Raw genomic sequence first — 19,892 nt, forward strand, 5'->3', positions numbered from 1 at the left:
TCACGTTTCATTCACGTCAGTCCATCCGCTTGCCGCTGTCCTTGGCAAAGAGGTGCAGCGCGCCGGGGCGGTAGGACAGGCGCATCCGGTCCGACAGCGCCGCGTCCGAGGGCAGAGTGATGGTGATGCGCGCATCGCCCGTGCGGCCATGGACCAGGCGCTGCGCGCCCAGCTCCTCGACCGCGGTGACCTGCATGTCGATGGGGCCGTCGGCGCTGACGGTCAGGTCCTCGGGGCGGATGCCCACATGGCCCGCGTGGCCGGTGCCGGGCAGGTGCGGCACGGCGCTGGCCTCGACCAGGTTCATGGCGGGGCTGCCGATGAAGCCCGCCACGAAGGCCGAGGCCGGGCGGCGATAGACCTCCAGCGGCGTGCCGATCTGTTCGATCTGCCCGCCGTTCAGCACCACCAGACGGTCGGCCAGGGTCATCGCCTCCAGCTGGTCATGGGTCACATAGATCGAGGTGGTTCGCAGGCGTTTCTGTAACTCCTTGATCTCCAGACGCATGGCGACGCGCAGTTTCGCGTCCAGGTTCGACAGCGGCTCGTCGAAGAGGAACGCGGCCGGTTCGCGCACGATGGCGCGGCCCATGGCGACGCGCTGACGCTGGCCGCCCGAAAGGGCGCGCGGCTTGCGGTCCAGGAACGGGCCGATCTGCAGGATGTCCGAGGCGATCTTGACCCGACGCTCGATCTCGTCCTTGGGGGTGCCGCGGTTCTTCAGGCCGTAGGCCAGGTTCTGGCGGACCGACATGTGCGGATAGAGGGCGTAGTTCTGGAACACCATGGCGATGTCGCGATCGGCAGGCTCGACCTCGTTGACGACGCGGTCGCCGATGCGGACCTCGCCCTCGCTGATGCTCTCCAGCCCCGCAACCATGCGCAGCAGGGTGGACTTTCCGCAGCCCGACGGGCCGACCAGGACCAGGAACTCGCCATCGGCGATGTCGATGTTGACGCCGCCCACGGCGCGCGCGCCTCCGGCATAGACCTTGCCGAGGTTCTTCAGGGTGATGGATGCCATCTTATTTCTCCGTCTCGACGAGACCTTTGACGAACAGGCGCTGCATGCCGATGACCACCACCACGGGGGGGATCATGGCCATCATCGCCGTCGCCATCACGAGGTGCCATTGCGGGACGCCGTCCACGGCGTCGGCCATGCGCTTGATGCCCGCAACGATGGTGTAATAGTCACTGCTGGTGGTGATCAGCAGCGGCCAGAGATACTGGTTCCAGCCATAGATGAAGAGGATCACGAACAGCGCCGCGATGTTGGTGCGCGACAGGGGCAGCAGGATGTCGCGGAAGAACTTCATGGGGCCGGCACCGTCGATGCGGGCGGCCTCGGTCAGTTCGTCCGGGATGGTCAGGAAGACCTGGCGGAACAGGAAGGTGGCCGTGGCGCTGGCGATCAGCGGGATCGAGAGGCCCGCATAGCTGTTCAGCATGCCCAGATCCGCCACTACCTGGAAGGTCGGCACAATCCGCACCTCGACCGGCAGCATCAGCGTCACGAAGATGCACCAGAAGGCCAGGCCGCGCAGCGGAAAGCGGAAATAGACCACCGCGAAGGCCGACAGGACCGAGATGGCGATCTTGCCGATGGCGATGGCGAAGGCCATGACCAGGCTGTTCAGCATCATCGTGCCGACCGGCGGCGTGCCGCTGGTCGAGACGCCCGCGCCCAGCATCTGGCCATAGTTCTGGATCATCTGGTCGCCCGGCCACATCGGGATGGTGCCCGACATGAAGGCGGTCGCGCTGTGGGTCGAGGCCACGAAGGCCACCCAGACCGGCAGCGCCACGACGCAGACCCCCAGGATCAGCGTCAGGTGGGCGGCGAGGTTCAGGAAGGGACGGTTCTCGATCATCAGTAGGCCACCTTCTTTTCCACATAGCGGAACTGGATCACCGTCAGGACCAGCACCAGCATCATCAGCACGACCGACTGCGCCGCCGACGAGCCCAGGTTCTGCCCGACGAAGCCGTCGAAATAGACCTTGTAGACCATGATGTTGGTGGCCTGTGCCGGGCCGCCCTCGGTCGTGGCGTCGATGACGCCGAAGGTGTCGAACATCGCATAGACGATGTTCACCACCAGCAGGAAGAACGTCGTCGGCGACAGCAGCGGAAAGGTGATGTCGAAGAAGCGCCGCACCGGGCCCGCCCCGTCGATGGCCGCCGCCTCGCGCAGGCTGGCCGGGATCGCCTGAAGCCCCGCCAGGAAGAACAGGAAGTTGTAGCTGATCTGCTTCCACGCGCTGGCGATGACGACCAGGGTCATGGCGTCGCCCTTGTCCTGGATGTGGTTCCAGTCATAGCCCAGGCCGTCCAGCAGATAGGGCATGATGCCGATGGTGGGGTTGAAGATGAACCACCACAGGATGCCCGCCACCGCAGGCGCCACCGCATAGGGCCAGACCAGCAGCGTCGTGTAGACCCGCGCCGAGCGGATCATCCGGTCCACCGCGATGGCCAGCAGCAGCGATAGCCCCATCGACAGCACCGTGACCGAGATCGCGAAGACCGCCGTCACCTGCAGGCTGTTGAGGTATTCCGGGCTGCCCCAGAGGCGGGCGAAGTTGTCCAGGCCCACGAAGGTCGTGCGGGTGCCGAAGGCATCCTCGCGCAGGAAGCTCTGGCGGATGGCCTGGGCGGCGGGCCACAGGAAGAACACGAAGGTGATGATCAGCTGTGGCGCCAGCAGCAGCCATGGCAGCAGCTGGTTTCGGAAGATGGTGCGCTTCATCGCGGGACCCTGGACGTGGAACGGGAAAAGACCGGGGCCGCGCGTGATGCGCGGCCCCGGCCGTGGTCGGGCGAAGCCTTACTGGTTCTGGGCCTGGAACTCTTCCAGCAGCGCGTCGCCGCGGCTGACGACCGCGTCCAGCGCGCCCTGCGCGTCCTTGTCGCCGGCCAGGAGCTGCTCGAACTCCTCGTCGATGACGCCGCGGATCTGGACATAATTGCCGAAGCGCAGACCCTTGGAGTTTTCGGTCGGCTCGTTCAGGGTGATCTGGCGGATGCCGGTGTCGGCGCCGGGATTCTCGGCGTAGTAGCCCTCCAGCGCGTCATAGGCGGCCTGCGTGATCGGCAGGTAGCCGGTGAAGGAGGCCCAATCGGCCTGCACCTCGGGCTGTGTCAGGTATTCGAAGAAGGCGGCGGTGGCCGCGTATTCCTCATCCGTCTTGCCCGACAGCACCCAGAGCGAGGCGCCCCCGATGATCGAGTTCTGCGGCGCGCCCTCGACATCGTCGTAATAGGGCAGCATGCCGTAGCCGACCTCGAACTCGGTCGCGTTGGCGACGACGCCCGCGCGGCTGGCCGAGCTGCCCATCATCATCGCGCATTCCTGCGAGTACAGCATCGGGGCCGCGTTGTCGGCGCCCACCGGGCCGCCATACTTGAACACGCCCTCGTCGGACCAGCGCTTGAGGTTCTCCCAGTGCTTGACCTGCACGGGGCCGTTCAGCGACAGGCGCGCGTCCAGACCGCCGAAGCCGTTCTCCAACGTGCCGATGGGCTGGTTGTGCCAAGCCGACAGGTTCTCGGTCTGGGCCCAGCTGATCCACTGGGTGGTGAAGCCGCAGGTCGCCGCGCCCGACTCCATGATCTGCTTGCTGAACTGCTCCAGCTCGGCCCAGGTCTTGGGCGGGGTGTTCGGGTCCAGGCCGGCCTTCTCGAAGACGGTCTTGTTGTAGTACAGGATCGGGGTCGAGCTGTTGAACGGCATCGACAGCATGTTGCCGTCGGTGTCGGTGTAATAGCCCACGACCGAGGGCAGGAAGGCCGACGGGTCGAAGTCCTGGCCGTGATCGGCCATCAGCTGGTGGACCGGGACGATGGCGCCCTGGGCGGCCATCATGGTGCCGGTGCCGACCTCGAAGACCTGCACGATGGCCGGCTGCTGGTTCGCGCGGAACGCGGCGATCGCGGCGGTCATCGTCTCGGGGTAGGTGCCCTTGTAGGCGGGGGTGACGGTGTATTCGTCCTGGCTGTCGTTGAAGCCCTGCGCGATTTCTTCCAGTTTCGCGCCCAGCTCGCCGCCCATGGCGTGCCACCATTCGATGTTCGTTTCCGCCTGTGCGGCGGTCAGCGACGCCATCAGCGCCACCGCGGATGCGGTGCTGTATCGGATCATGGTCTGTTTTCCCTCCCTTGTGGGGCTGCGGTCCCGCCCCGCCTAACGGCTCTTTGCGACGGGACTACAACACCAATGCGACAGTCTTGTGACGTCGCGGGGTCTGGGTCAACGGGTTTCGTCCGCTTGCGGTTTTTTCCGATCCTGCGCGAAACCGGACATCACCGCCGTGATCAGCGGAGAGATGATCCGCGTGGCCACGGGGATCAGCGCCAGGCCCAGGATCAGCCCGATGACGCCATCGCAGAAGGCCGTGACGACCCAGGCCGCGACACCCGGCGCGGCGGGCAGGGCGGCGGCGGCGGCATCGGCCCAATGGTGGATCGTCTCGTAGGGCGCGTGCCAGCCCAGTTCGTGCAGGCCGTGGACGATGATCTGCCCGCCGACCCAGATCATCGCGGCGGTGCCCACCACCGTCAGCGTGGTCATGAAGCCCGGCATCACCCGCACGATGCCGCGCCCGAAGGCCGCCAGCGGGCCGCTGCCGCGCCGGGCCAGGTGCAGGCCGATGTCGTCGGCCTTCACCACCAGCGCCACGAAGCCGTAGACGGCCACCGTGATCGCCACCGCGACCAGCGCCAGGATGACGCCCTTCATCAGCAGGCTGTCCTCGACGGGAATGGTAGACAGGGCGATGGTCATGATCTCGGCCGACAGGATGAAGTCGGTCTTGATCGCGCCGCGCACCCGCTCCACCTCGAGGGCGGCGCCGTCGCCCTCGGGGTGGATGTGCTTCTCGCTGTCATGGGTGTCGGTCTTGTGGAACAGATGCGCGACCTTGTGCGCGCCCTCATAGCACAGATAGGCCCCGCCCAGCATCAGCAACGGCGGGATGGCCCAAGGCGCCAGCGCCGACAGCGCCAGCGCCACCGGCAGCAGGATGACCAGCTTGTTGAAGATCGACCCGCGCGCGATCTTCCAGACGATGGGCAGCTCGCGGTCGGCGTTGAAGCCCTTCATGTATTTCGGCGTGACGGCGGCATCGTCGATCACCGCGCCCGCGGCCTTGGCCCCCGCCTTGGCCGCCTGGCCCGCCACGTCATCGATCGAGGCCGCAGCCACCTTGGAAATTGCCGCCACGTCGTCCAGCAGCGCGATCAGACCGCTCATGCGAGGTCCCCTTGATATTTCATGCCGCGACGACCTGCCGCAGCCCATCTGGAACGCGCAACGCGGCGCGGGGCAAGGGGTTTCACGCGACCGCGCGAAACGCCGCCGCAGACGGGAAAGGCCCGCGCAGCGGGGGCTGCGCGGGCCTGCGGTCGGGCGTCACCGGGGGACAGTCGGGGTCCACCCAACCGGCTGCGTGTCTCGTCGGATCAGGACGCGGGCTGCAACACGGTGTCGATGACGTGGATCACGCCATTCGACTGATCGACATCGGGGATCAGCACAGTGGCAACAGTGCCGTTCTCGTCCGCGATCTGCAGCGCGTTGTCGCTGGCGCGGATCGAGGCGGTCAGCGTGCAGCCGCCCACGGTCTCCAGCTGGGCCGAGCCGCCGCCCTGCTGGATCATGCGGCCCACGGCGCTGGACATCGCCTCGGTCGGGACGACGTGGCAGGTCAGCACGGTCTGCAGCGTCTGCAGGTTGGCGGGCTCCAGCAGGGTCTCGACGGTGCCCTCGGGCAGCTTCTCGAACGCGGCGTTGGTAGGGGCGAAGACGGTGAAGGGGCCGGGGCCCGACAGCGTCTCGGCCAGGCCCGCGGCCTGCACGGCGGCGACCAGCGTGGTATGGTCGGCCGAGTTCACGGCGTTCTCGATGATGTTGCGGCTGGGCAGCATCTCAGCCCCGCCGACCATGGTGTTCTGGGCAAGGGCGGGCGTGCCCAGGGCGATGGTGACAGCGATGATCGAAGCGCCGATTTTGGCAAAGCGGGTGGTCATGGACGTCCTCCGGTTTTGGGTTCGGGCGCGGCCATGCTGCGCCCTGTGCCTCAAAACACGCGGGGGGCGGCGGATAGTTGCGCCGCCCCCCGGTCAACTTGCGATCACAACGCCGTGAGCGGGGCCATGGCCATGACCGGCCCGGTGGCCTGGCCGGTGGGCGATCCGCCCTGGGGTTCGTCCGACAGCGCGATGCGGATGTCGGCGGACGGCTCCAGCCCCTCGGGCAGGGTCATGCGCAGCACGCCGTCGCGCGGCACCAGCCCGATTGATACCGGCGCCGATCCGTCGGCCGCGACCCACCAGATCTCCCAGTCACGGCCTTGGGCCGGGGACCCGCTTTCCAGCGCCACCTCCATGTCGCGGCCGTCCAGTCGGGCCATGACGGCCATGCTCTGGTCCTGCGACATGATGCGGGCCTGAAAGTCGGGCGTCGCGGGCGCGTCCTGAAGGCCCGGCAGCCACAGCACCGCCGCGGTGGCCGCCACCGCCAGCAGCCCGGTCGGCATGCCGAAGGGGCCGCGCCACCAGGGCGAGCGGGCGGTCGGGTCGGTCGCCAGGGGAGGCTGCGAATGGCCAAGCCGCTCGCGGATGCCCTGGCGGGCGCGGGCGGGCGCCATTACCGGGGTCAGCGCCTCGGCCATGCCCGCCAGGCGTTCCTGCCAGTCGCGGACCGCGCAGGCAAAGACCGGGTCGTCGGCGGCGCGGGCCTGGGCCGCGCGCGCCTCGTCGCCGTCCAGAAGGCCGAGCGCCAGTTCGGCCGCCAGGGCCTGGTCGATCTGCTCGGGGGTCAGGGGGGCGTCCTGGGTCATTGGCTCACGCAGTCCTTCAGCCGCAGCAGGCTGCGTCTGAGCCAGCTGCGCACGGTGTTGATGGGCATGCCCTCGCGGGCGGCCAGGTCGGCATAGGTGACGCCCTCCAGATAGACGGCGCGCACCGCCCCGGCCTGGGCATCGGCCAGGCGGGACAGGCATTCGTCCAGCATCCGCCGCTCCTCGGCCATGATGGTGGCCGATTCGGGGCCGGGCGCGGTGCAGGCGATCATGGCGGCCGCGTCCTCGGGGGCGGTGGCGGGGCGCGATCCGCGCGCCCGCAGCCGGTCGATGGCACGGTTGCGCGCGATGGTGATCAGCCAGGTCATCGGCGACAGCCCGTTGCTGGCATAGCGCGCGGCGCTTTGCCACACGCGGATATAGACCTCCTGCAGGGTCTCCTCGGCCTCGGGACGGTCCTTGAGGACCTGCAGGCAGACCGCATGCAGCTTGGCCGAGGTCGCGTCATAGAGGGCGTCGAACGCCTCGCGGTCGCCCAGAGCGATGCGCGCGATCAGCGTTTCCAGTTCGGAACGGCGGGCGTCATTCAAGGCCGGGATTTCCTTATCACAGGTCGGGGCAACCTTATGAACGCGTCCCCGGCGCGTCAACGCGCGCCGCCCGGTCCCGGCAAGGACCTGCCGCGCCTTGCACCGGCTGGCCGAATGGGCGATCAATGCGCCGATGTGATGGAAAGGGCTAGGGCCGATGCTGGACATGAACGCGAAACCCACCGAAGAGATCGACCTGCGCGAGGTGTTCGGTCTGGACAGCGACATGAAGGTGCGCGGCTTTGCCGAACGGACCGAGCGCGTCCCCGAGATCGACAGCACCTACAAGTTCGACCCCGACACGACGATGGCGATCCTGGCGGGCTTTGCCTACAACCGCCGCGTCATGATCCAGGGCTATCACGGCACCGGCAAATCGACGCATATCGAACAAGTGGCCGCCCGCCTCAACTGGCCCTGCGTGCGCGTCAACCTGGACAGCCATGTCAGCCGGATCGACCTGATCGGCAAGGACGCGATCAAGCTGGTCGATGGCAAGCAGGTCACCGTGTTCCACGAGGGCATCCTGCCCTGGGCGCTGAGGAACCCGACCGCGATCGTCTTCGACGAATACGATGCGGGCCGCGCCGACGTGATGTTCGTGATCCAGCGCGTGCTGGAGGCCGATGGCAAGCTGACGCTGCTGGACCAGAACGAGGTCATCACGCCGAACCCGTATTTCCGCCTCTTCGCCACCGCGAACACGGTGGGTCTGGGCGACACGACCGGCCTTTATCACGGCACGCAGCAGATCAACCAGGGCCAGATGGACCGCTGGTCGCTGGTTGCCACGCTGAACTATCTGCGCCACGATGCCGAGGCCGCAATCGTGCTGGCCAAGGTGCCCCATTACAACACCGAGAAGGGCCGCAAGACCATCGGGCAGATGGTGACGCTGGCCGACCTGACCCGCACCGCCTTCATGCAGGGCGACCTGTCCACGGTCATGAGCCCGCGCACGGTCATCGCATGGGCGCAGAACGCGCGGATCTTCGACAATGTGGGCTATGCCTTCCGCCTGACCTTCCTGAACAAGTGCGACGAGCTGGAGCGCCAGACCGTGGCCGAGTTCTATCAGCGCCTGTTCGACGAGGAGCTGCCCGAAAGCGCGGCGGCTAAGGCCGGCTGATGCGGGCCGCGCTGGCGCTGCTGCTCATGACAGCCGCGCCGGCCGCAGCCGAACTGACCCCTGATGAGGCCGCCGTCCTGCCACGCATCCTGTCGGTACAGGTGCTGGACATGGTGGCCGTCACCATGGGAGAGGAGCGCGCCATCCTGATGGCGGGGGCCGACCCCGACATGGCCGATCTGGTGATCGTGGCGGGCGCCCCCGACGACCGGGCGGGCAAGCCGCTGCTGGTCGCGCGGGGAATCGCTTGGACCGGACCGATGGCCAGGCAGGTCGCCGTGCTGGAGGTCAGCCCGGCGGGCGGGTTGCAGATAGTGTCGGGCAACAGTGCCATCGGCAGCGACGCTTGGTCGCGGTGCCTGACCGTGGCCGAGCGTGGCGGCGCGCTGGTCGTGGCGGGCGTCACGCAGGAAAACTATGACCGCATCGACGGCAGCAGCCTGCGCTGCGACTGGAACCTGCTGTCGGGGCGGATCATCGTCGAACGGGGCGACGGCACCCGGCGCGAGGAGATCGGCGCCCCCTCGCGCATCGCGCTGAGCAAGTGGGCGGGACCCGAAGACCGGACCCCGGATGTCTGCCGCGATTAGCGCGCGTCCTTGAGCAGCTTGGCGTAGAAGGCCAGCTCCTCCAGCGTGGCGTCCAGCGCGCCTTTCAGGTTCTGCTCGATGGTGCTGATGGGCGCGTCCTCGCCCAAGGGCGAGACCTTAAAGAAGTCGCCGCCGCCGATATGGACCGCGTTGCGGCAGGGGACCATCTGCAGCTCGATCGCGATCAGGCGCAGCTGCTCCATCGCGCGCGCGCCACCCAGGCTGCCATAGGCCAGTGCGGTCATCGGCTTGCGGTTCCACTCCTTGTAGGCTTGGTCCAGCGCGTTCTTCAGCGCCCCGGTGACCGAACGGTTGTATTCCGCGACCACGAACATGAAGCCGTCGAATCCGGCCAGCTTCTGCTGCCAGGCGACGGCGCGCGGGTCCTTGGAGGGCGCCCAGAGGTTCGACGCGGCCTCGTCGAAAAAGGGCAGGTCCTGCTCGCGCAGGTCGACCAGCTCGAACTCCAGCGCGTCGTGGTCCTTGACCTTCTCCATGAGCCAGGCGGCGGGCTTGTCGGCGAAGCGGGCTTCGCGGGTCGAGCTGATGATGACGGCGATACGGGGTTTAGACATGGCGGGGCTCCTGCAGGACATATGAGTGGAGCCAACACCCAAAACCCGCCCCGGGTTCAGCGATCGCTGCGCGCAGGGTTGTCGCGGGGCCTTGTCTGGCGCGGCGGGTGGTGGTCTATAAAGACCATGAAAAAGTCCGACAATCCCGCCGATCCGTTCAAGAAGGCCCTGACCGAGGCGACCCGCGCCCTGGCAGACGACGCGGATCTGACCGTGACCTTCAGCGCGGACCCGGCGGGCGTCGCGGGCGACACGATGCGCCTGCCGCAGGTCAGCCGTCGGATGAGCCGCGACGAGGTGCTGCTGGCGCGCGGCACCGCCGACGCGCTGGCGATGAAGCTGCGGCACCATGACGCGGGCACCCATGCGCGCTACGCGCCGGCCGGTCCCATGGCGCGCGAGCTCTACGACGCGATGGAAACGGCGCGCTGCGAAGCCTTGGGCGCGCGGGACATGCCTGGGGCGCTGTCGAACATCGACGCGCGGATCGGCGCGGAGGCCGACCGCAAGGGCTATGCCCAGATCAAGGCGCCGGCCGATGCGCCGCTGTCGGTCGCGGCGGGTTATATCCTGCGGCAGGCGGCGACGGGGCGCGCGCTGCCCGCCGGTGCGCAGCATGTGGCCGACCTGTGGCGTCCCTTCGTGGAGAGCCAGGCGGCGGGCGCGCTGGCCGACGTCAACGGCGCGCTGGCCGATCAGGCGGCGTTCTCGCGCCTGTCGCGGCAGATCATCAGCGATCTGGGCTATGGCGACCAGCTGGGCGACGATCCCGACCAGCCCGAGAATGACGACGCCGAGGAGAATGCCGAGCAGGACGAGGAGTCGGGCGACAACCAGTCGCGCGACCAGGATGATAGCGAGGAGGCCGAGGCCAGCCCCGAGCGCAGCCAGGAGCAGACCCAGGACGAGCGTCAGGCCCAGGTCAGCATGGACGACAGCTCGGACGAGGAGATGGCGGACGAGGCCGAGATGCCCGATGCCGACATGCCGCCCGATCTGCCGCCGCCGGTCAGCGAGGCCAGCCCCGATTACACCGTCTTCGCCCAGACCTGGGACGAGGAGATCCGCGCCGAGGAGTTGGCCGACACGGCCGAGCTGGAGCGTCTGCGCGCCTATCTGGACAAGCAGCTGGAGCCCCTGCGCGGTGCGGTCAGCCGCCTGGCCAACAAGCTGCAGCGCCGTCTGCAGGCCCAGCAGAACCGCAGCTGGGAGTTCGACAAGGAGGAGGGCGTCCTGGACGCAGGCCGTCTGGCGCGCGTGGTGGCGAACCCCACCATGCCGCTGTCCTTCAAGATCGAGAAGGACACCGAGTTCCGCGACACGGTCGTGACGCTGCTGATCGACAATTCCGGGTCGATGCGCGGCCGCCCGATCAGCATCGCGGCGATCTGCGCCGACGTGCTGGCCCGCACGCTTGAGCGCTGCAACGTCAAGGTCGAGATCCTGGGCTTCACCACCCGCGCCTGGAAGGGCGGGCAGGCCCGCGAATCCTGGCTGGCCGCGGGTCGTCCGGCCCAGCCCGGCCGCCTGAACGACCTGCGCCACATCATCTACAAGCCCGCCGACGCGCCTTGGCGCAGGGTTCGGCCCAATCTGGGCCTGATGATGAAGGAGGGCCTGCTGAAGGAGAACATCGACGGCGAGGCGCTGGAATGGGCGCATCGCCGCCTGGTCAAGCGCCCCGAAGCGCGCAAGATCCTGATGGTCATCTCGGACGGGGCGCCGGTCGATGACAGCACCCTGTCGGTGAACCCCGCGAACTTCCTGGAACGCCATCTGCGCGACGTGATCGCCATGGTCGAGAAGCGCCGCGCGGTCGAGCTGCTGGCCATCGGCATCGGCCATGACGTGACCCGCTACTATCAGCGGGCCGTGACGATCACCGATGCCGAACAGCTGGGCGGCGCGATCACCGAACAGCTGGCCGCGCTCTTCGACAGCGACCCGCGCAAGCGCGCGCGCGTCCTGGGCATGGCCGCGATGCGCCGGGGCTAGGGCGCGTCCACGCAGTCCGCCAGCGTGCGGGCCAGCAGCGCCGTGCCGCCGGGGCGCCAGCCCAGGGCGGCCAGCGCCGCGCAGTCGGAAATCCGCAGCCCCGTCGCATCCGCCCGGGGCGGCGGTGGATGCGGACAGCCGGTCAGCCGCTGCACGTGCGCCAGCAGGTCGTGCCGGTCCAGCACCAGATCGCTGCAATTGACGGTGGCGGGCGCGTCCGCCCGGTCCAGCAGCAGCAGGGCGGCGCGGGCCAGGTCGTCGGCATGGACCTCGGTCGCGACGCGGGGGGCGACGGGCCGGCCCGCGCGGTAATCCGCGATCAGCCCGGCCCATTTCCACGCCGCACCCGAACCATAGACGCCGGTCGCCCGGATCGCGGTGCCCGAGAGGGGCAGGGCGGCCAGATGCGCCTCGGCCTGGGCCTTGACCTGACCGTAGAGGGTCGTGGGCCGGGCGGGCAGGTCGTCCGGCAGCCGCAGCCCCGCAGGGTGCCCGTCATGGACCGCGCGCGAGGACAGGAACAGCACCCGCCCGACGCCCGCCGCCGTCGCGTCGTCGAACAGCCGCCGCGTGCCGTCCAGATTGGCCGCGACGAAGCCTGCCGGATCGTCGCCCTCGCCCCCGCGATAGCGGCCGGGCGCATGGGCGAAGGCGGCATGGATCAGCGCGTCCTGGCCCGACAGATCGACCGGCTGCCCAAGCGCCCAGCTATGCGCCCGGTCCAGCGGCGTGACCCTGTGCCCGGCCGCCGCCAGCGCGCGCGACAGCGTCTGGCCCAGGATGCCGCCCGCCCCGGTCAGCGCGACGCGCATCAGGCGGGGACCGGGGGGGCGGGCAGGGCCGTCAGATCGGGCATCACCCCGCCCTCCGCGACATGACGCCACAGGTCGATCAGCGGCCGCAGGGCGGGGACCTTGGGATGGTCCTCCCACGGTTTTTCATACTGGAAATGCAGGATGCGGATCTGACCCCAGTCCCACAGCGCGGGCATGTGGGTCCAGACATACTGCAGCAGGTTGTGATGGATCGACAGGCCCTGCCAGTCAGGGAAGAAATCCTGCAGGAAGGTCTGGTCCGTGCGCCGCCAGAAGACCCCCGGCCGGTCCAGATGCGCCATCATCGCCGCGAAGGTGGCAGGGTCCGGCCGGGCTGTGAATACGCCGGAATTCATCCGCCCGAACCCGTCCAGCCCGTCATAGACATTGGGCGCGGCGCAGAATTCGGGAAAGTCGAACAGCTTGTCCACCGGCCGCAGGACCAGCGCATCGGCGTCGATGAAGACGCAGCGCGCGTAATCCAGCTGCCACAGGCGCAGCTTGACGAAATTGTCCAGGGGCGTGTGGAAATCAGGCTTGGCCCCGCGCAGGAAGGCCGCGCGGGCGTGCAGCGCGTCGCGGGCATGGGCCTGATCGAACGCCTCGGACGTGTCCAGCAGCTCGGCCCGGATCAGCCGCGCGCCCAGGGATCTCAGCTGATCCTGCTGCGTCGCGTTCAGGCCGCGATGCATCACCGCGAGATCGGCGCGCGTGCCGGTCAGCCGCAGCGAGCGCAGCAGCGCCAGCGCGCCGGGCAGATAGGCCGGGTTTGTGACCAGCGTGACGAAGGCGCGGTCGGCGGCGGCGGGCCGGTCCGCGACAAGGGCGGGCGGCAGGTCGGGCGGGGTCATGGCGTCTCCTGCGGATGGGCGCGGTTGGCGGCCTTCATGACAGAGCATCGCCGCGTTTGCCAAGCCGCCGCAGGCACGGCGCGCGGGCGGGGGGGCGGGCGGCGGAACCCTGTCCCCCTGCTGACGTTGGCCCCCAGACACAGAGGAAGCCCACGCCATGTCCTACAATCACGAGAATCCCGAAAAGGCCGCGCGCAAGCACAAGCCCGCGCTCATCGCCATCGCCTTGGCTCTGCTGGTCGCGGCGGTAGTGTTCTTCGTCTTCACCCCCGGTGCGAATGAGCAGAACGACGGCATCGCCACTACGCCGCCCCCGGCCGGCACGCCCGTCACCGACGCCGAGGGGCTGGGCGAGGATGTCGGCGCCCCGACCACGCCGGGCGCCGATACCCCCGCCGACGGCGCCACCGGCCCGGTCGGCACCGCAGCCCGCCCGGCCGGCGAGGATGCCCCGGCCGAGGCCCCCGCACCCGCGAACTGATCCTGCTGCGCGCCCCGGACCGCCGTTCGGGGCGCACTGCGTCGCGGTTGACGCAACCGTGACCACCCTGCACCGATGACATTGCCTCACGGTTTTGAGATAACGGCCCGATAATGGCGCGCAAAGCGCCGCGGGCGGTATCTTCTGACGGAAGGACGGGGCAGGCATGAAATTTCTGACAAAGCTGTTGCTGGGACTGGCGGTGGTGACATTCGCCGTTTCCTGCGGGCGCACGCCGCCGCGGGGGGGCGGCTATTCCGGCTATCAGGTGGCGCCCGGACCGGGTGCGAATCCGCAGCTGGGCGACCGCGCGCCGCATCAGTGGCGCAACGGCGCCCCCTATGGCCACGCGGTCCATGGCATCGACATCTCGCGCTGGCAGGGGGACATCGACTGGAACCGGGTGCGCGGCGCGGGCATCAGCTTCGCCTTCATCAAGGCGACCGAGGGCGGCGATCATGCCGACCCGAACTTCCGCCGCTACTGGTATGAGGCCGCGCAGGCCCGCATCCCGCGGGGCGCCTATCATTTCTACTACTTCTGCCGTTCGGGCGCCGAGAACGCCTATTGGTACATCCGGAACGTCCCGCGCGAGGCCGGATCGCTGCCGCCCGTCCTGGACATGGAATGGACCAATTCGCGCAACTGCCCCCGCCGGCCCCCGGCCGCCGAGGTCCTGCGCGAGGCCGAGGTCTTCATGCAGATCGTCGGCCGCCATTACGGCCAGCGCCCGATCATCTACACCACCGTCGATTTCTACCGCGAGAACCAGATGGGCCGCATGAACGCGGAGTTCTGGCTGCGCTCGGTCGCGGATCATCCCAGTGTCACCTATCCGGGACAGCGCTGGACCTTCTGGCAGTATACCGGCACGGGCATCGTTCCGGGCATCCAGGGGGATACGGACATCAACGCCTTCGTGGGGTCGGCTGCGGATTGGGCGCGATGGCTGCAGGCGCGTCTGGTCCGCTAGCGCCGCGGCGCTGGCTCAGGGTCGAGTTCGCGGCGCTCTATGTCGGGGCGCCGCTGGCCATCGCGCTGTTCCTGCCGCCCGAGCGGCTGTTCACCGCGCTGGCCCTGTTCAGCCTGGCGGGCATGGCGCTGCTGTGGATCACCGGCGGGTTCCGCTGGCGGGTGCTGGTGCGCGGCTGGCGGCGGATGCCCTGGCAGGAGCTGGCGGGCATCGCGCTGGCCACGCTGGCGGCAGGCTGGCTGATCCTGGCCTGGATGCGCCCCGAGGCGCTGTTCGCCATGCCCCGCCACCGGCCCGAATTCCTGCTGGTCATCTGGACCTTCTATCCGATCCTGTCGGCCCTGCCGCAGGAGCTGATCTTCCGTCCGCTGTTCTTTCACCGCTATGGCGCGATCCTGCCCCAAGGGCGGGCCGCCATCGCGCTGAACGCAGCGGTCTTCTCCTTCGCGCATCTGATGTACTGGTCCTGGATCGTGGCGATCATGACCTTCGTGGGGGGCTGGTTCTTCGCGCGCGCCTATCTGCGGCACGGCTTTCCGGCGGCGTGGGCGCTGCATGCGGTGGCGGGAAACGTGCTGTTTGCCGTCGGCATGGGCGTCTATTTCTACAGCGGCAATGTGGTGCGGCCGTTCTGAGCAGTTGACTTCCCGGCCGTCCCGCGCTTTGTGCGGGGGCTGAAATCTTGGGGAAAACGCTCATGCACGCCTATCGCAGCCATACCTGCGGCGACCTGAAGGCCGCCGATGCCGGAACCACCGTCCGCCTGTCGGGCTGGGTCCACCGGGTCCGCGACCACGGGGGCGTGCTGTTCGTCGACCTGCGCGACCATTACGGCATGACGCAGGTCCTGGCCGACAGCGACAGCCCCGCCTTCGCCGCGATGGACCGGCTGCGGGCCGAGACCGTCATCCGCATCGACGGGCGGGTGAAGCTGCGCGACGCGTCGCTGGTCAATCCCAAGCTGCCCACCGGCGAGATCGAGGTCTATGCGACCGAGATCGAGGTGCTGGGCCCCGCGGAGGAGCTGCCCCTGCCGGTCTTCGGCGACCAGAACTACCCCGAGGAGACGCGGCTGGCCTACCGCTTCCTGGACCTGCGCCGCGAGAGCCTGCACAACAACATCATGCTGCGCTCGAAGGTCGTGCGCTCGATTCGCAACCGCATGTGGGACCAGGGTTTCACCGAGTTCCAGACGCCGATCATCACGGCCAGCAGCCCCGAGGGCGCGCGCGACTTCCTGGTACCGTCGCGGCTGCATCCGGGCAAGTTCTATGCCCTGCCGCAGGCGCCTCAGCAGTTCAAGCAGCTGATCATGGTCGCGGGCTTCGACAAGTACTTCCAGATCGCCCCGTGCTTCCGCGACGAGGACCCGCGCGCCGACCGCAGCCCGACCGATTTCTATCAGCTGGACATGGAGATGTCCTTCGTCCGGCAGGAGGACGTGTTCGCCACCGTCCAGCCGGTCATCCAGGGCCTATTCGAGGAGTTCGGCGGCGGCCGCCGCGTGGATGCCAACTGGCCGCTGATCCCCTATGCCGAGAGCCTGCTGAAATACGGCACCGATAAGCCGGACCTCCGGAACCCGATCGAGATGCAGATCGTCAGCGATCACTTCCGCGGGTCTGGCTTCGGCATTTTCGCCAAGCTGCTGGAGCAGGAGGGCACCCAGGTCCGCGCCATTCCCGCGCCGACCGGCGGCAGCCGCAAGTTCGCCGACCGCATGAACGCCTTCGCCCAGAGCCAGGGCCTGCCCGGCATGGGCTACATCTTCTGGCGCAAGGCCGAGGATGGCACGACCGAGGCCGCCGGTCCAATCGCCAAGGCGCTTGGGGCCGAGAAGACCGAGGCGATCCGCACGCAGCTGGGCCTGGCCGAGGGCGATGCGGCCTTCTTCCTGGGCGGGCGTCCCGACCAGTTCGAGGCCGTCGCGGGCCGCGCCCGCACCGAGATCGGGCGCGAGCTGGGCCTGATCGACGAGAACCAGTTCAAGTTCGCCTGGATCGTCGATTTCCCGATGTACGAGAAGACCGACGACGGCAAGATCGACTTCAGCCATAACCCCTTCTCCATGCCACAGGGCGGGATGGAGGCGCTGCAGGGCGATCCGCTGGAGGTGCTGGGATACCAGTACGACCTGGCCTGCAACGGCTATGAGCTGATCAGTGGCGCGATCCGCAACCACACCCCCGAGATCATGTTCAAGGCCTTCGAGCTGGCAGGCTACCCGGCCTCCGAGGTCGAGAAGCGCTTCGGCGGCATGGTCAAGGCGTTCCGCTATGGCGCGCCGCCGCACGGGGGGTGCGCCGCGGGCATCGACCGCATCGTGATGCTGCTGGCCGACGAGCAGAACATCCGTGAGGTCATCATGTTCCCGATGAACCAGCGCGCCGAGGACCTGATGATGGGCGCGCCCAGTGAGCCCACCAACGAGCAGATGCGCGAGCTGCGCCTGCGGACGTTGCCGAAAGAGTGACCTGACAGCGGGGGGCGGATCATGGCAGGGTGCTGCGCAGCAGCAACTGCCAAGGGGTCCGTCCTCGCATGACCAGCTATGCCCATCTTGCGGCGCTGCGGCTCGGCTATGGCCTGTCGCCGCGCCTGACGCCCCCGGCCGATCCCGCAGGGGTCGCCGCCGCTGTCGCCGCCGCGACCGCGCCCGATCCTCAGGGGGTGACGCTGGATCAGGTGCGCGACTGGCAGAAGACGGCGCAGCTGCTGAAGCGCGACCTGCGCCAGGACAGGCCCGATGCGCGCCAGGCCGACCGCCGGCACCGTCAGGCGCTGCGCGGCGCCGTCACCGCCGCGATCCGCGGCCGCTTCGCGCGGGCGGTGGACGACCCCTCCGGCTTCGGAGAGCGTCTGGTGGCGTTCTGGGCCGATCACTTCACCGTCCGGGGCGGCACGGTCTATCTGGACCTGTTCGGGGTCTCGATGGTCGAGGAGGCGATCCGCCCACATCTGTCCGGGCGCTTCGCCGACATGATGTTCGCGGCCGAGACCCATCCCGCCATGCTGCGCTTTCTGGATCAGGCGCGGGCGGTGGGGCCGAACTCGGTCGAGGCGCGCAAGAACCCCAAGCGCGCGACCGGCCTGAACGAGAACCACGCCCGCGAGATGATCGAGCTGCACAGCCTGGGCGTCGGCGCGGCCTACAGCCAGCGCGATGTCGAGCAGCTGGCCGAGCTGCTGACCGGGCTGACCTACAACCCGCGCCAGCCGGGCGTCTTTCGCCCCGCCCGCGCCGAACCGGGCGCCGAGACGGTGCTGGGCCGCGACTACGGCGGCGGCAAGCCCAGCCTGGACGACATCCGCGCGGTCATCGACACGCTGGCGGGCCATGAGGCCACGGCCCGGCACCTGGCGCGCAAGATGGCCGTGCATTTCATCGCCGACGATCCGCCCGCGGCCCTGGTCGATCGGCTGGTGGGCGTCTTCGTCGACAGCGGCGGCAATCTGGGCGCGATGAACCTGGCCCTGGCCGAGGCGCCCGAGCTGGAGACGCATTTCCGCGCCAAGATGCGCCAGCCCTTTGAGTTCCTGGCGGCCAGCCTGCGCGCCCTGGGGCTGGACGGCGCGCGGGTCCGGGCTATGCCCGGCCGCGACCTGCAGACGGTCCTGCTGCAGCCGCTGGCGGTGATGGGGCAGCCCTGGGTCGGCCCGCCCGGCCCGGACGGCTGGCCCGAGGAGGCCGCGGCCTGGGCCAGCCCGCAGGGCCTGGCCATGCGGATCTCCTGGGCGATGAGCCACCCCGAGCGGCTGGCCGCGCCCCTTCCCGATGCGCGCGCCTTCCTGCGCAGCACCCTGGCCGACACGGCCTCGGGGTCGCTGGAGTGGGCCGTGCCGCGGGCCGAGAGCCAGGCCGAGGGCATTGCACTGGTCCTGGCCTCGGCCGATTTCAACCGGAGATGACGCCATGCTGACGCGCCGCCTGTTCCTGAAATCCACCGCGCTGATCGGCTGTTCGGCTGCGGCCCATCCGCTGCTGTCCAGCGCGACCTTTGCCGCGGCCCCCGGAGAGAACCGCCTGGTGGTCATCATCCTGCGTGGGGCGATGGACGGGCTGGACGCGTTCCAGCCCTATGGCGACCGCAACCTTTCCGCGCTGCGCAAGACGCTGTCCCTGGGCCCCGATCACGGCGCCACGGATCTGGACGGGTTCTATGCGCTGCATCCGGGGCTGGAGGCGCTGCTGCCGCTGTGGCGGGCGGGGCAGCTGGGCTTCGCGCCCGCGGTCTCGACGCCCTATCGTGACAAGCGCAGCCATTTCGACGGCCAGAACATGCTGGAGGCCGGAACCGGCACCGATGTCGGCCTGAACGCCCAGCAGGACGGCTGGCTGAACCGGCTGCTGCAGCAGATGCCAGGCCAGAGTTCCGAGACGGCCTATTCGGTGGGCGTCGCGCAGATGCCGATCCTGCGCGGAGCGGCCCCGGCGAAAAGCTGGACCCCCGAGGCCAACATGACCCTGACCCCGCAGGCGCAGCTGCTGCTGGATCACATCTATCACGACGATCCGCTGTTCCGCGATGCCAGCCGGCAGGCGATGGAGATCATCACCGGCCTGTCGCCCGAGCTGATGGAGAGCGCCCCCGGAGAGGAGCATCTGCAGCTGGCCCGCTTTGCCGCCGACCGGCTGAACGGCGAGACGCGGATCGCGACCTTCTCGGTTGCGGGCTGGGACACGCATGCGGGGCAGGCGGGCAGCATGACCCGCGCATTGGGGCGGCTGGCCGACACGATCCTGACGCTGCGCGACGCGCTCGGGGCCCATTGGGACCGCACCACGGTCATGGCGATGACCGAGTTCGGCCGCACCGTGCGCGAGAACGGATCGGCCGGGACCGACCACGGCACCGGCGGCGCGATGCTTGCCGCGGGCGGGGCGGTCCGCGGCGGACAGGTCTGGGGCGGCTGGCCGGGACTGGCCGAGGGCGACCTCTATGACGGGCGCGACCTGATGCCGCTTCGCGACATCCGCGCCTACGCGGCCTGGGCGATGCACGCCAATTTCGGCATTGCGCGCGACGTTCTGGAGGGGACGGTCTTTCCTGGACTGGAGATGGGCGGCGATCCGGGCCTGACCGCCTGAG

20 protein-coding genes are annotated in these 19,892 nt (G+C 69.0%); 9 read left to right on the forward strand and 11 right to left on the reverse strand.

Annotated features, from left to right (window positions below):
• Nucleotides 1-16: 16 nt before the first annotated feature.
• The 8 genes from AC2SGK_RS02575 to AC2SGK_RS02610 all read right to left on the reverse strand — a co-directional run bounded on the left by AC2SGK_RS02575 (nt 17) and on the right by AC2SGK_RS02610 (nt 7,393).
• Nucleotides 17-1,024, reverse strand: coding sequence for a sn-glycerol-3-phosphate import ATP-binding protein UgpC (locus AC2SGK_RS02575; RefSeq protein ID WP_488322035.1), 1,008 nt, complete (start codon nt 1,022-1,024; stop codon nt 17-19).
• A gap of 1 nt (nt 1,025) precedes the next feature.
• On the reverse strand, nt 1,026-1,874 hold the full coding sequence (gene ugpE, locus AC2SGK_RS02580; RefSeq protein ID WP_488322036.1) for a sn-glycerol-3-phosphate ABC transporter permease UgpE: 849 nt from the start codon (nt 1,872-1,874) through the stop codon (nt 1,026-1,028).
• Nucleotides 1,874-2,752 carry a sn-glycerol-3-phosphate ABC transporter permease UgpA gene (gene ugpA / locus AC2SGK_RS02585; RefSeq protein ID WP_488322037.1) on the reverse strand — a complete coding sequence of 293 codons (879 nt, stop codon included), beginning with the start codon at nt 2,750-2,752 and terminating at the stop codon, nt 1,874-1,876. The genes ugpE and ugpA overlap by 1 nt, the downstream gene beginning before the upstream one ends.
• Before the next feature lie 78 nt (nt 2,753-2,830).
• Entirely contained in the window at nt 2,831-4,144 is a 1,314-nt protein-coding gene (gene ugpB / locus AC2SGK_RS02590) for a sn-glycerol-3-phosphate ABC transporter substrate-binding protein UgpB (RefSeq protein WP_488322038.1), read from the reverse strand.
• 108 nt (nt 4,145-4,252) lie between these two features.
• Entirely contained in the window at nt 4,253-5,254 is a 1,002-nt protein-coding gene (locus AC2SGK_RS02595) for a DUF808 domain-containing protein (protein WP_488322039.1), read from the reverse strand.
• A gap of 209 nt (nt 5,255-5,463) precedes the next feature.
• Complete coding sequence (locus AC2SGK_RS02600) at nt 5,464-6,030, reverse strand: fasciclin domain-containing protein (protein ID WP_488322040.1); 567 nt, start codon at nt 6,028-6,030, stop codon at nt 5,464-5,466.
• A 104-nt stretch (nt 6,031-6,134) separates the two neighbouring features.
• Nucleotides 6,135-6,842, reverse strand: coding sequence for an anti-sigma factor (locus AC2SGK_RS02605; RefSeq protein WP_488322041.1), 708 nt, complete (start codon nt 6,840-6,842; stop codon nt 6,135-6,137).
• Nucleotides 6,839-7,393 (reverse strand): sigma-70 family RNA polymerase sigma factor, encoded by a 555-nt coding sequence (locus tag AC2SGK_RS02610; RefSeq protein ID WP_488322042.1) that lies wholly within the window; start codon nt 7,391-7,393, stop codon nt 6,839-6,841. The genes AC2SGK_RS02605 and AC2SGK_RS02610 overlap by 4 nt, the downstream gene beginning before the upstream one ends.
• A gap of 157 nt (nt 7,394-7,550) precedes the next feature.
• On the opposite strand from AC2SGK_RS02610, the gene cobS reads away from it, so the two are divergent.
• Entirely contained in the window at nt 7,551-8,522 is a 972-nt protein-coding gene (gene cobS, locus AC2SGK_RS02615) for a cobaltochelatase subunit CobS (RefSeq protein WP_488322043.1), read from the forward strand.
• Nucleotides 8,522-9,112, forward strand: coding sequence for a hypothetical protein (locus AC2SGK_RS02620; protein WP_488322044.1), 591 nt, complete (start codon nt 8,522-8,524; stop codon nt 9,110-9,112). Before cobS ends, AC2SGK_RS02620 begins: the two co-directional genes overlap by 1 nt.
• Here AC2SGK_RS02620 and AC2SGK_RS02625 read toward each other — a convergent pair.
• Nucleotides 9,109-9,687 carry an NADPH-dependent FMN reductase gene (locus AC2SGK_RS02625; RefSeq protein WP_488322045.1) on the reverse strand — a complete coding sequence of 193 codons (579 nt, stop codon included), beginning with the start codon at nt 9,685-9,687 and terminating at the stop codon, nt 9,109-9,111. The genes AC2SGK_RS02620 and AC2SGK_RS02625 overlap by 4 nt on opposite strands.
• A 126-nt stretch (nt 9,688-9,813) precedes the next feature.
• On the opposite strand from AC2SGK_RS02625, the gene cobT reads away from it, so the two are divergent.
• Nucleotides 9,814-11,682 carry a cobaltochelatase subunit CobT gene (cobT, locus tag AC2SGK_RS02630; RefSeq protein ID WP_488322046.1) on the forward strand — a complete coding sequence of 623 codons (1,869 nt, stop codon included), beginning with the start codon at nt 9,814-9,816 and terminating at the stop codon, nt 11,680-11,682.
• Here cobT and AC2SGK_RS02635 read toward each other — a convergent pair.
• Nucleotides 11,679-12,494 (reverse strand): NAD-dependent epimerase/dehydratase family protein, encoded by an 816-nt coding sequence (locus AC2SGK_RS02635; RefSeq protein ID WP_488322047.1) that lies wholly within the window; start codon nt 12,492-12,494, stop codon nt 11,679-11,681. The two genes, cobT and AC2SGK_RS02635, sit on opposite strands and share 4 nt — an antisense overlap.
• Complete coding sequence (locus AC2SGK_RS02640; RefSeq protein WP_488322048.1) at nt 12,494-13,348, reverse strand: glycosyltransferase; 855 nt, start codon at nt 13,346-13,348, stop codon at nt 12,494-12,496. The genes AC2SGK_RS02635 and AC2SGK_RS02640 overlap by 1 nt, the downstream gene beginning before the upstream one ends.
• 157 nt (nt 13,349-13,505) lie before the next feature.
• On the opposite strand from AC2SGK_RS02640, the gene AC2SGK_RS02645 reads away from it, so the two are divergent.
• The 6 genes from AC2SGK_RS02645 (at nt 13,506) to AC2SGK_RS02670 (ending at nt 19,891) form a co-directional block, all read left to right on the forward strand.
• Entirely contained in the window at nt 13,506-13,829 is a 324-nt protein-coding gene (locus AC2SGK_RS02645; protein WP_488322049.1) for a hypothetical protein, read from the forward strand.
• A 166-nt stretch (nt 13,830-13,995) separates the two neighbouring features.
• Nucleotides 13,996-14,802, forward strand: coding sequence for a glycoside hydrolase family 25 protein (locus AC2SGK_RS02650; RefSeq protein WP_411837190.1), 807 nt, complete (start codon nt 13,996-13,998; stop codon nt 14,800-14,802).
• Entirely contained in the window at nt 14,775-15,437 is a 663-nt protein-coding gene (locus AC2SGK_RS02655; protein WP_488322050.1) for a CPBP family intramembrane glutamic endopeptidase, read from the forward strand. The genes AC2SGK_RS02650 and AC2SGK_RS02655 overlap by 28 nt, the downstream gene beginning before the upstream one ends.
• Before the next feature lie 62 nt (nt 15,438-15,499).
• Nucleotides 15,500-17,275 (forward strand): aspartate--tRNA ligase, encoded by a 1,776-nt coding sequence (aspS, locus tag AC2SGK_RS02660; protein ID WP_488322051.1) that lies wholly within the window; start codon nt 15,500-15,502, stop codon nt 17,273-17,275.
• Nucleotides 17,276-17,343: 68 nt separating this feature from the next.
• On the forward strand, nt 17,344-18,711 hold the full coding sequence (locus AC2SGK_RS02665) for a DUF1800 domain-containing protein (protein WP_488322052.1): 1,368 nt from the start codon (nt 17,344-17,346) through the stop codon (nt 18,709-18,711).
• A gap of 4 nt (nt 18,712-18,715) precedes the next feature.
• Nucleotides 18,716-19,891 (forward strand): DUF1501 domain-containing protein, encoded by a 1,176-nt coding sequence (locus AC2SGK_RS02670; RefSeq protein WP_488322053.1) that lies wholly within the window; start codon nt 18,716-18,718, stop codon nt 19,889-19,891.
• Nucleotide 19,892: the final 1 nt, after the last annotated feature.

The sequence above is a fragment of the Paracoccus sp. NIOT.M2S5SZ12 genome, assembly GCF_057748165.1.

Excerpts from the sequence above, each read along its gene's own strand:
- AC2SGK_RS02645 (WP_488322049.1), top strand. The coding sequence starts at position 13,506 with ATGTCCTACAATCACGAGAATCCCGAAAAGGCCGCGCGCAAGCACAAG.
- cobT (WP_488322046.1), top strand. The coding sequence starts at position 9,814 with ATGAAAAAGTCCGACAATCCCGCCGATCCGTTCAAGAAGGCCCTGACC.
- ugpE (WP_488322036.1), bottom strand. The coding sequence starts at position 1,874 with ATGATCGAGAACCGTCCCTTCCTGAACCTCGCCGCCCACCTGACGCTG.
- ugpA (WP_488322037.1), bottom strand. The coding sequence starts at position 2,752 with ATGAAGCGCACCATCTTCCGAAACCAGCTGCTGCCATGGCTGCTGCTG.
- AC2SGK_RS02635 (WP_488322047.1), bottom strand. The coding sequence starts at position 12,494 with ATGCGCGTCGCGCTGACCGGGGCGGGCGGCATCCTGGGCCAGACGCTG.
- AC2SGK_RS02670 (WP_488322053.1), top strand. The coding sequence starts at position 18,716 with ATGCTGACGCGCCGCCTGTTCCTGAAATCCACCGCGCTGATCGGCTGT.
- AC2SGK_RS02620 (WP_488322044.1), top strand. The coding sequence starts at position 8,522 with ATGCGGGCCGCGCTGGCGCTGCTGCTCATGACAGCCGCGCCGGCCGCA.
- ugpB (WP_488322038.1), bottom strand. The coding sequence starts at position 4,144 with ATGATCCGATACAGCACCGCATCCGCGGTGGCGCTGATGGCGTCGCTG.
- AC2SGK_RS02625 (WP_488322045.1), bottom strand. The coding sequence starts at position 9,687 with ATGTCTAAACCCCGTATCGCCGTCATCATCAGCTCGACCCGCGAAGCC.
- AC2SGK_RS02600 (WP_488322040.1), bottom strand. The coding sequence starts at position 6,030 with ATGACCACCCGCTTTGCCAAAATCGGCGCTTCGATCATCGCTGTCACC.
- AC2SGK_RS02640 (WP_488322048.1), bottom strand. The coding sequence starts at position 13,348 with ATGACCCCGCCCGACCTGCCGCCCGCCCTTGTCGCGGACCGGCCCGCC.
- AC2SGK_RS02575 (WP_488322035.1), bottom strand. The coding sequence starts at position 1,024 with ATGGCATCCATCACCCTGAAGAACCTCGGCAAGGTCTATGCCGGAGGC.
- AC2SGK_RS02605 (WP_488322041.1), bottom strand. The coding sequence starts at position 6,842 with ATGACCCAGGACGCCCCCCTGACCCCCGAGCAGATCGACCAGGCCCTG.
- AC2SGK_RS02665 (WP_488322052.1), top strand. The coding sequence starts at position 17,344 with ATGACCAGCTATGCCCATCTTGCGGCGCTGCGGCTCGGCTATGGCCTG.
- AC2SGK_RS02595 (WP_488322039.1), bottom strand. The coding sequence starts at position 5,254 with ATGAGCGGTCTGATCGCGCTGCTGGACGACGTGGCGGCAATTTCCAAG.
- AC2SGK_RS02650 (WP_411837190.1), top strand. The coding sequence starts at position 13,996 with ATGAAATTTCTGACAAAGCTGTTGCTGGGACTGGCGGTGGTGACATTC.
- aspS (WP_488322051.1), top strand. The coding sequence starts at position 15,500 with ATGCACGCCTATCGCAGCCATACCTGCGGCGACCTGAAGGCCGCCGAT.
- AC2SGK_RS02655 (WP_488322050.1), top strand. The coding sequence starts at position 14,775 with ATGGCTGCAGGCGCGTCTGGTCCGCTAGCGCCGCGGCGCTGGCTCAGG.
- cobS (WP_488322043.1), top strand. The coding sequence starts at position 7,551 with ATGCTGGACATGAACGCGAAACCCACCGAAGAGATCGACCTGCGCGAG.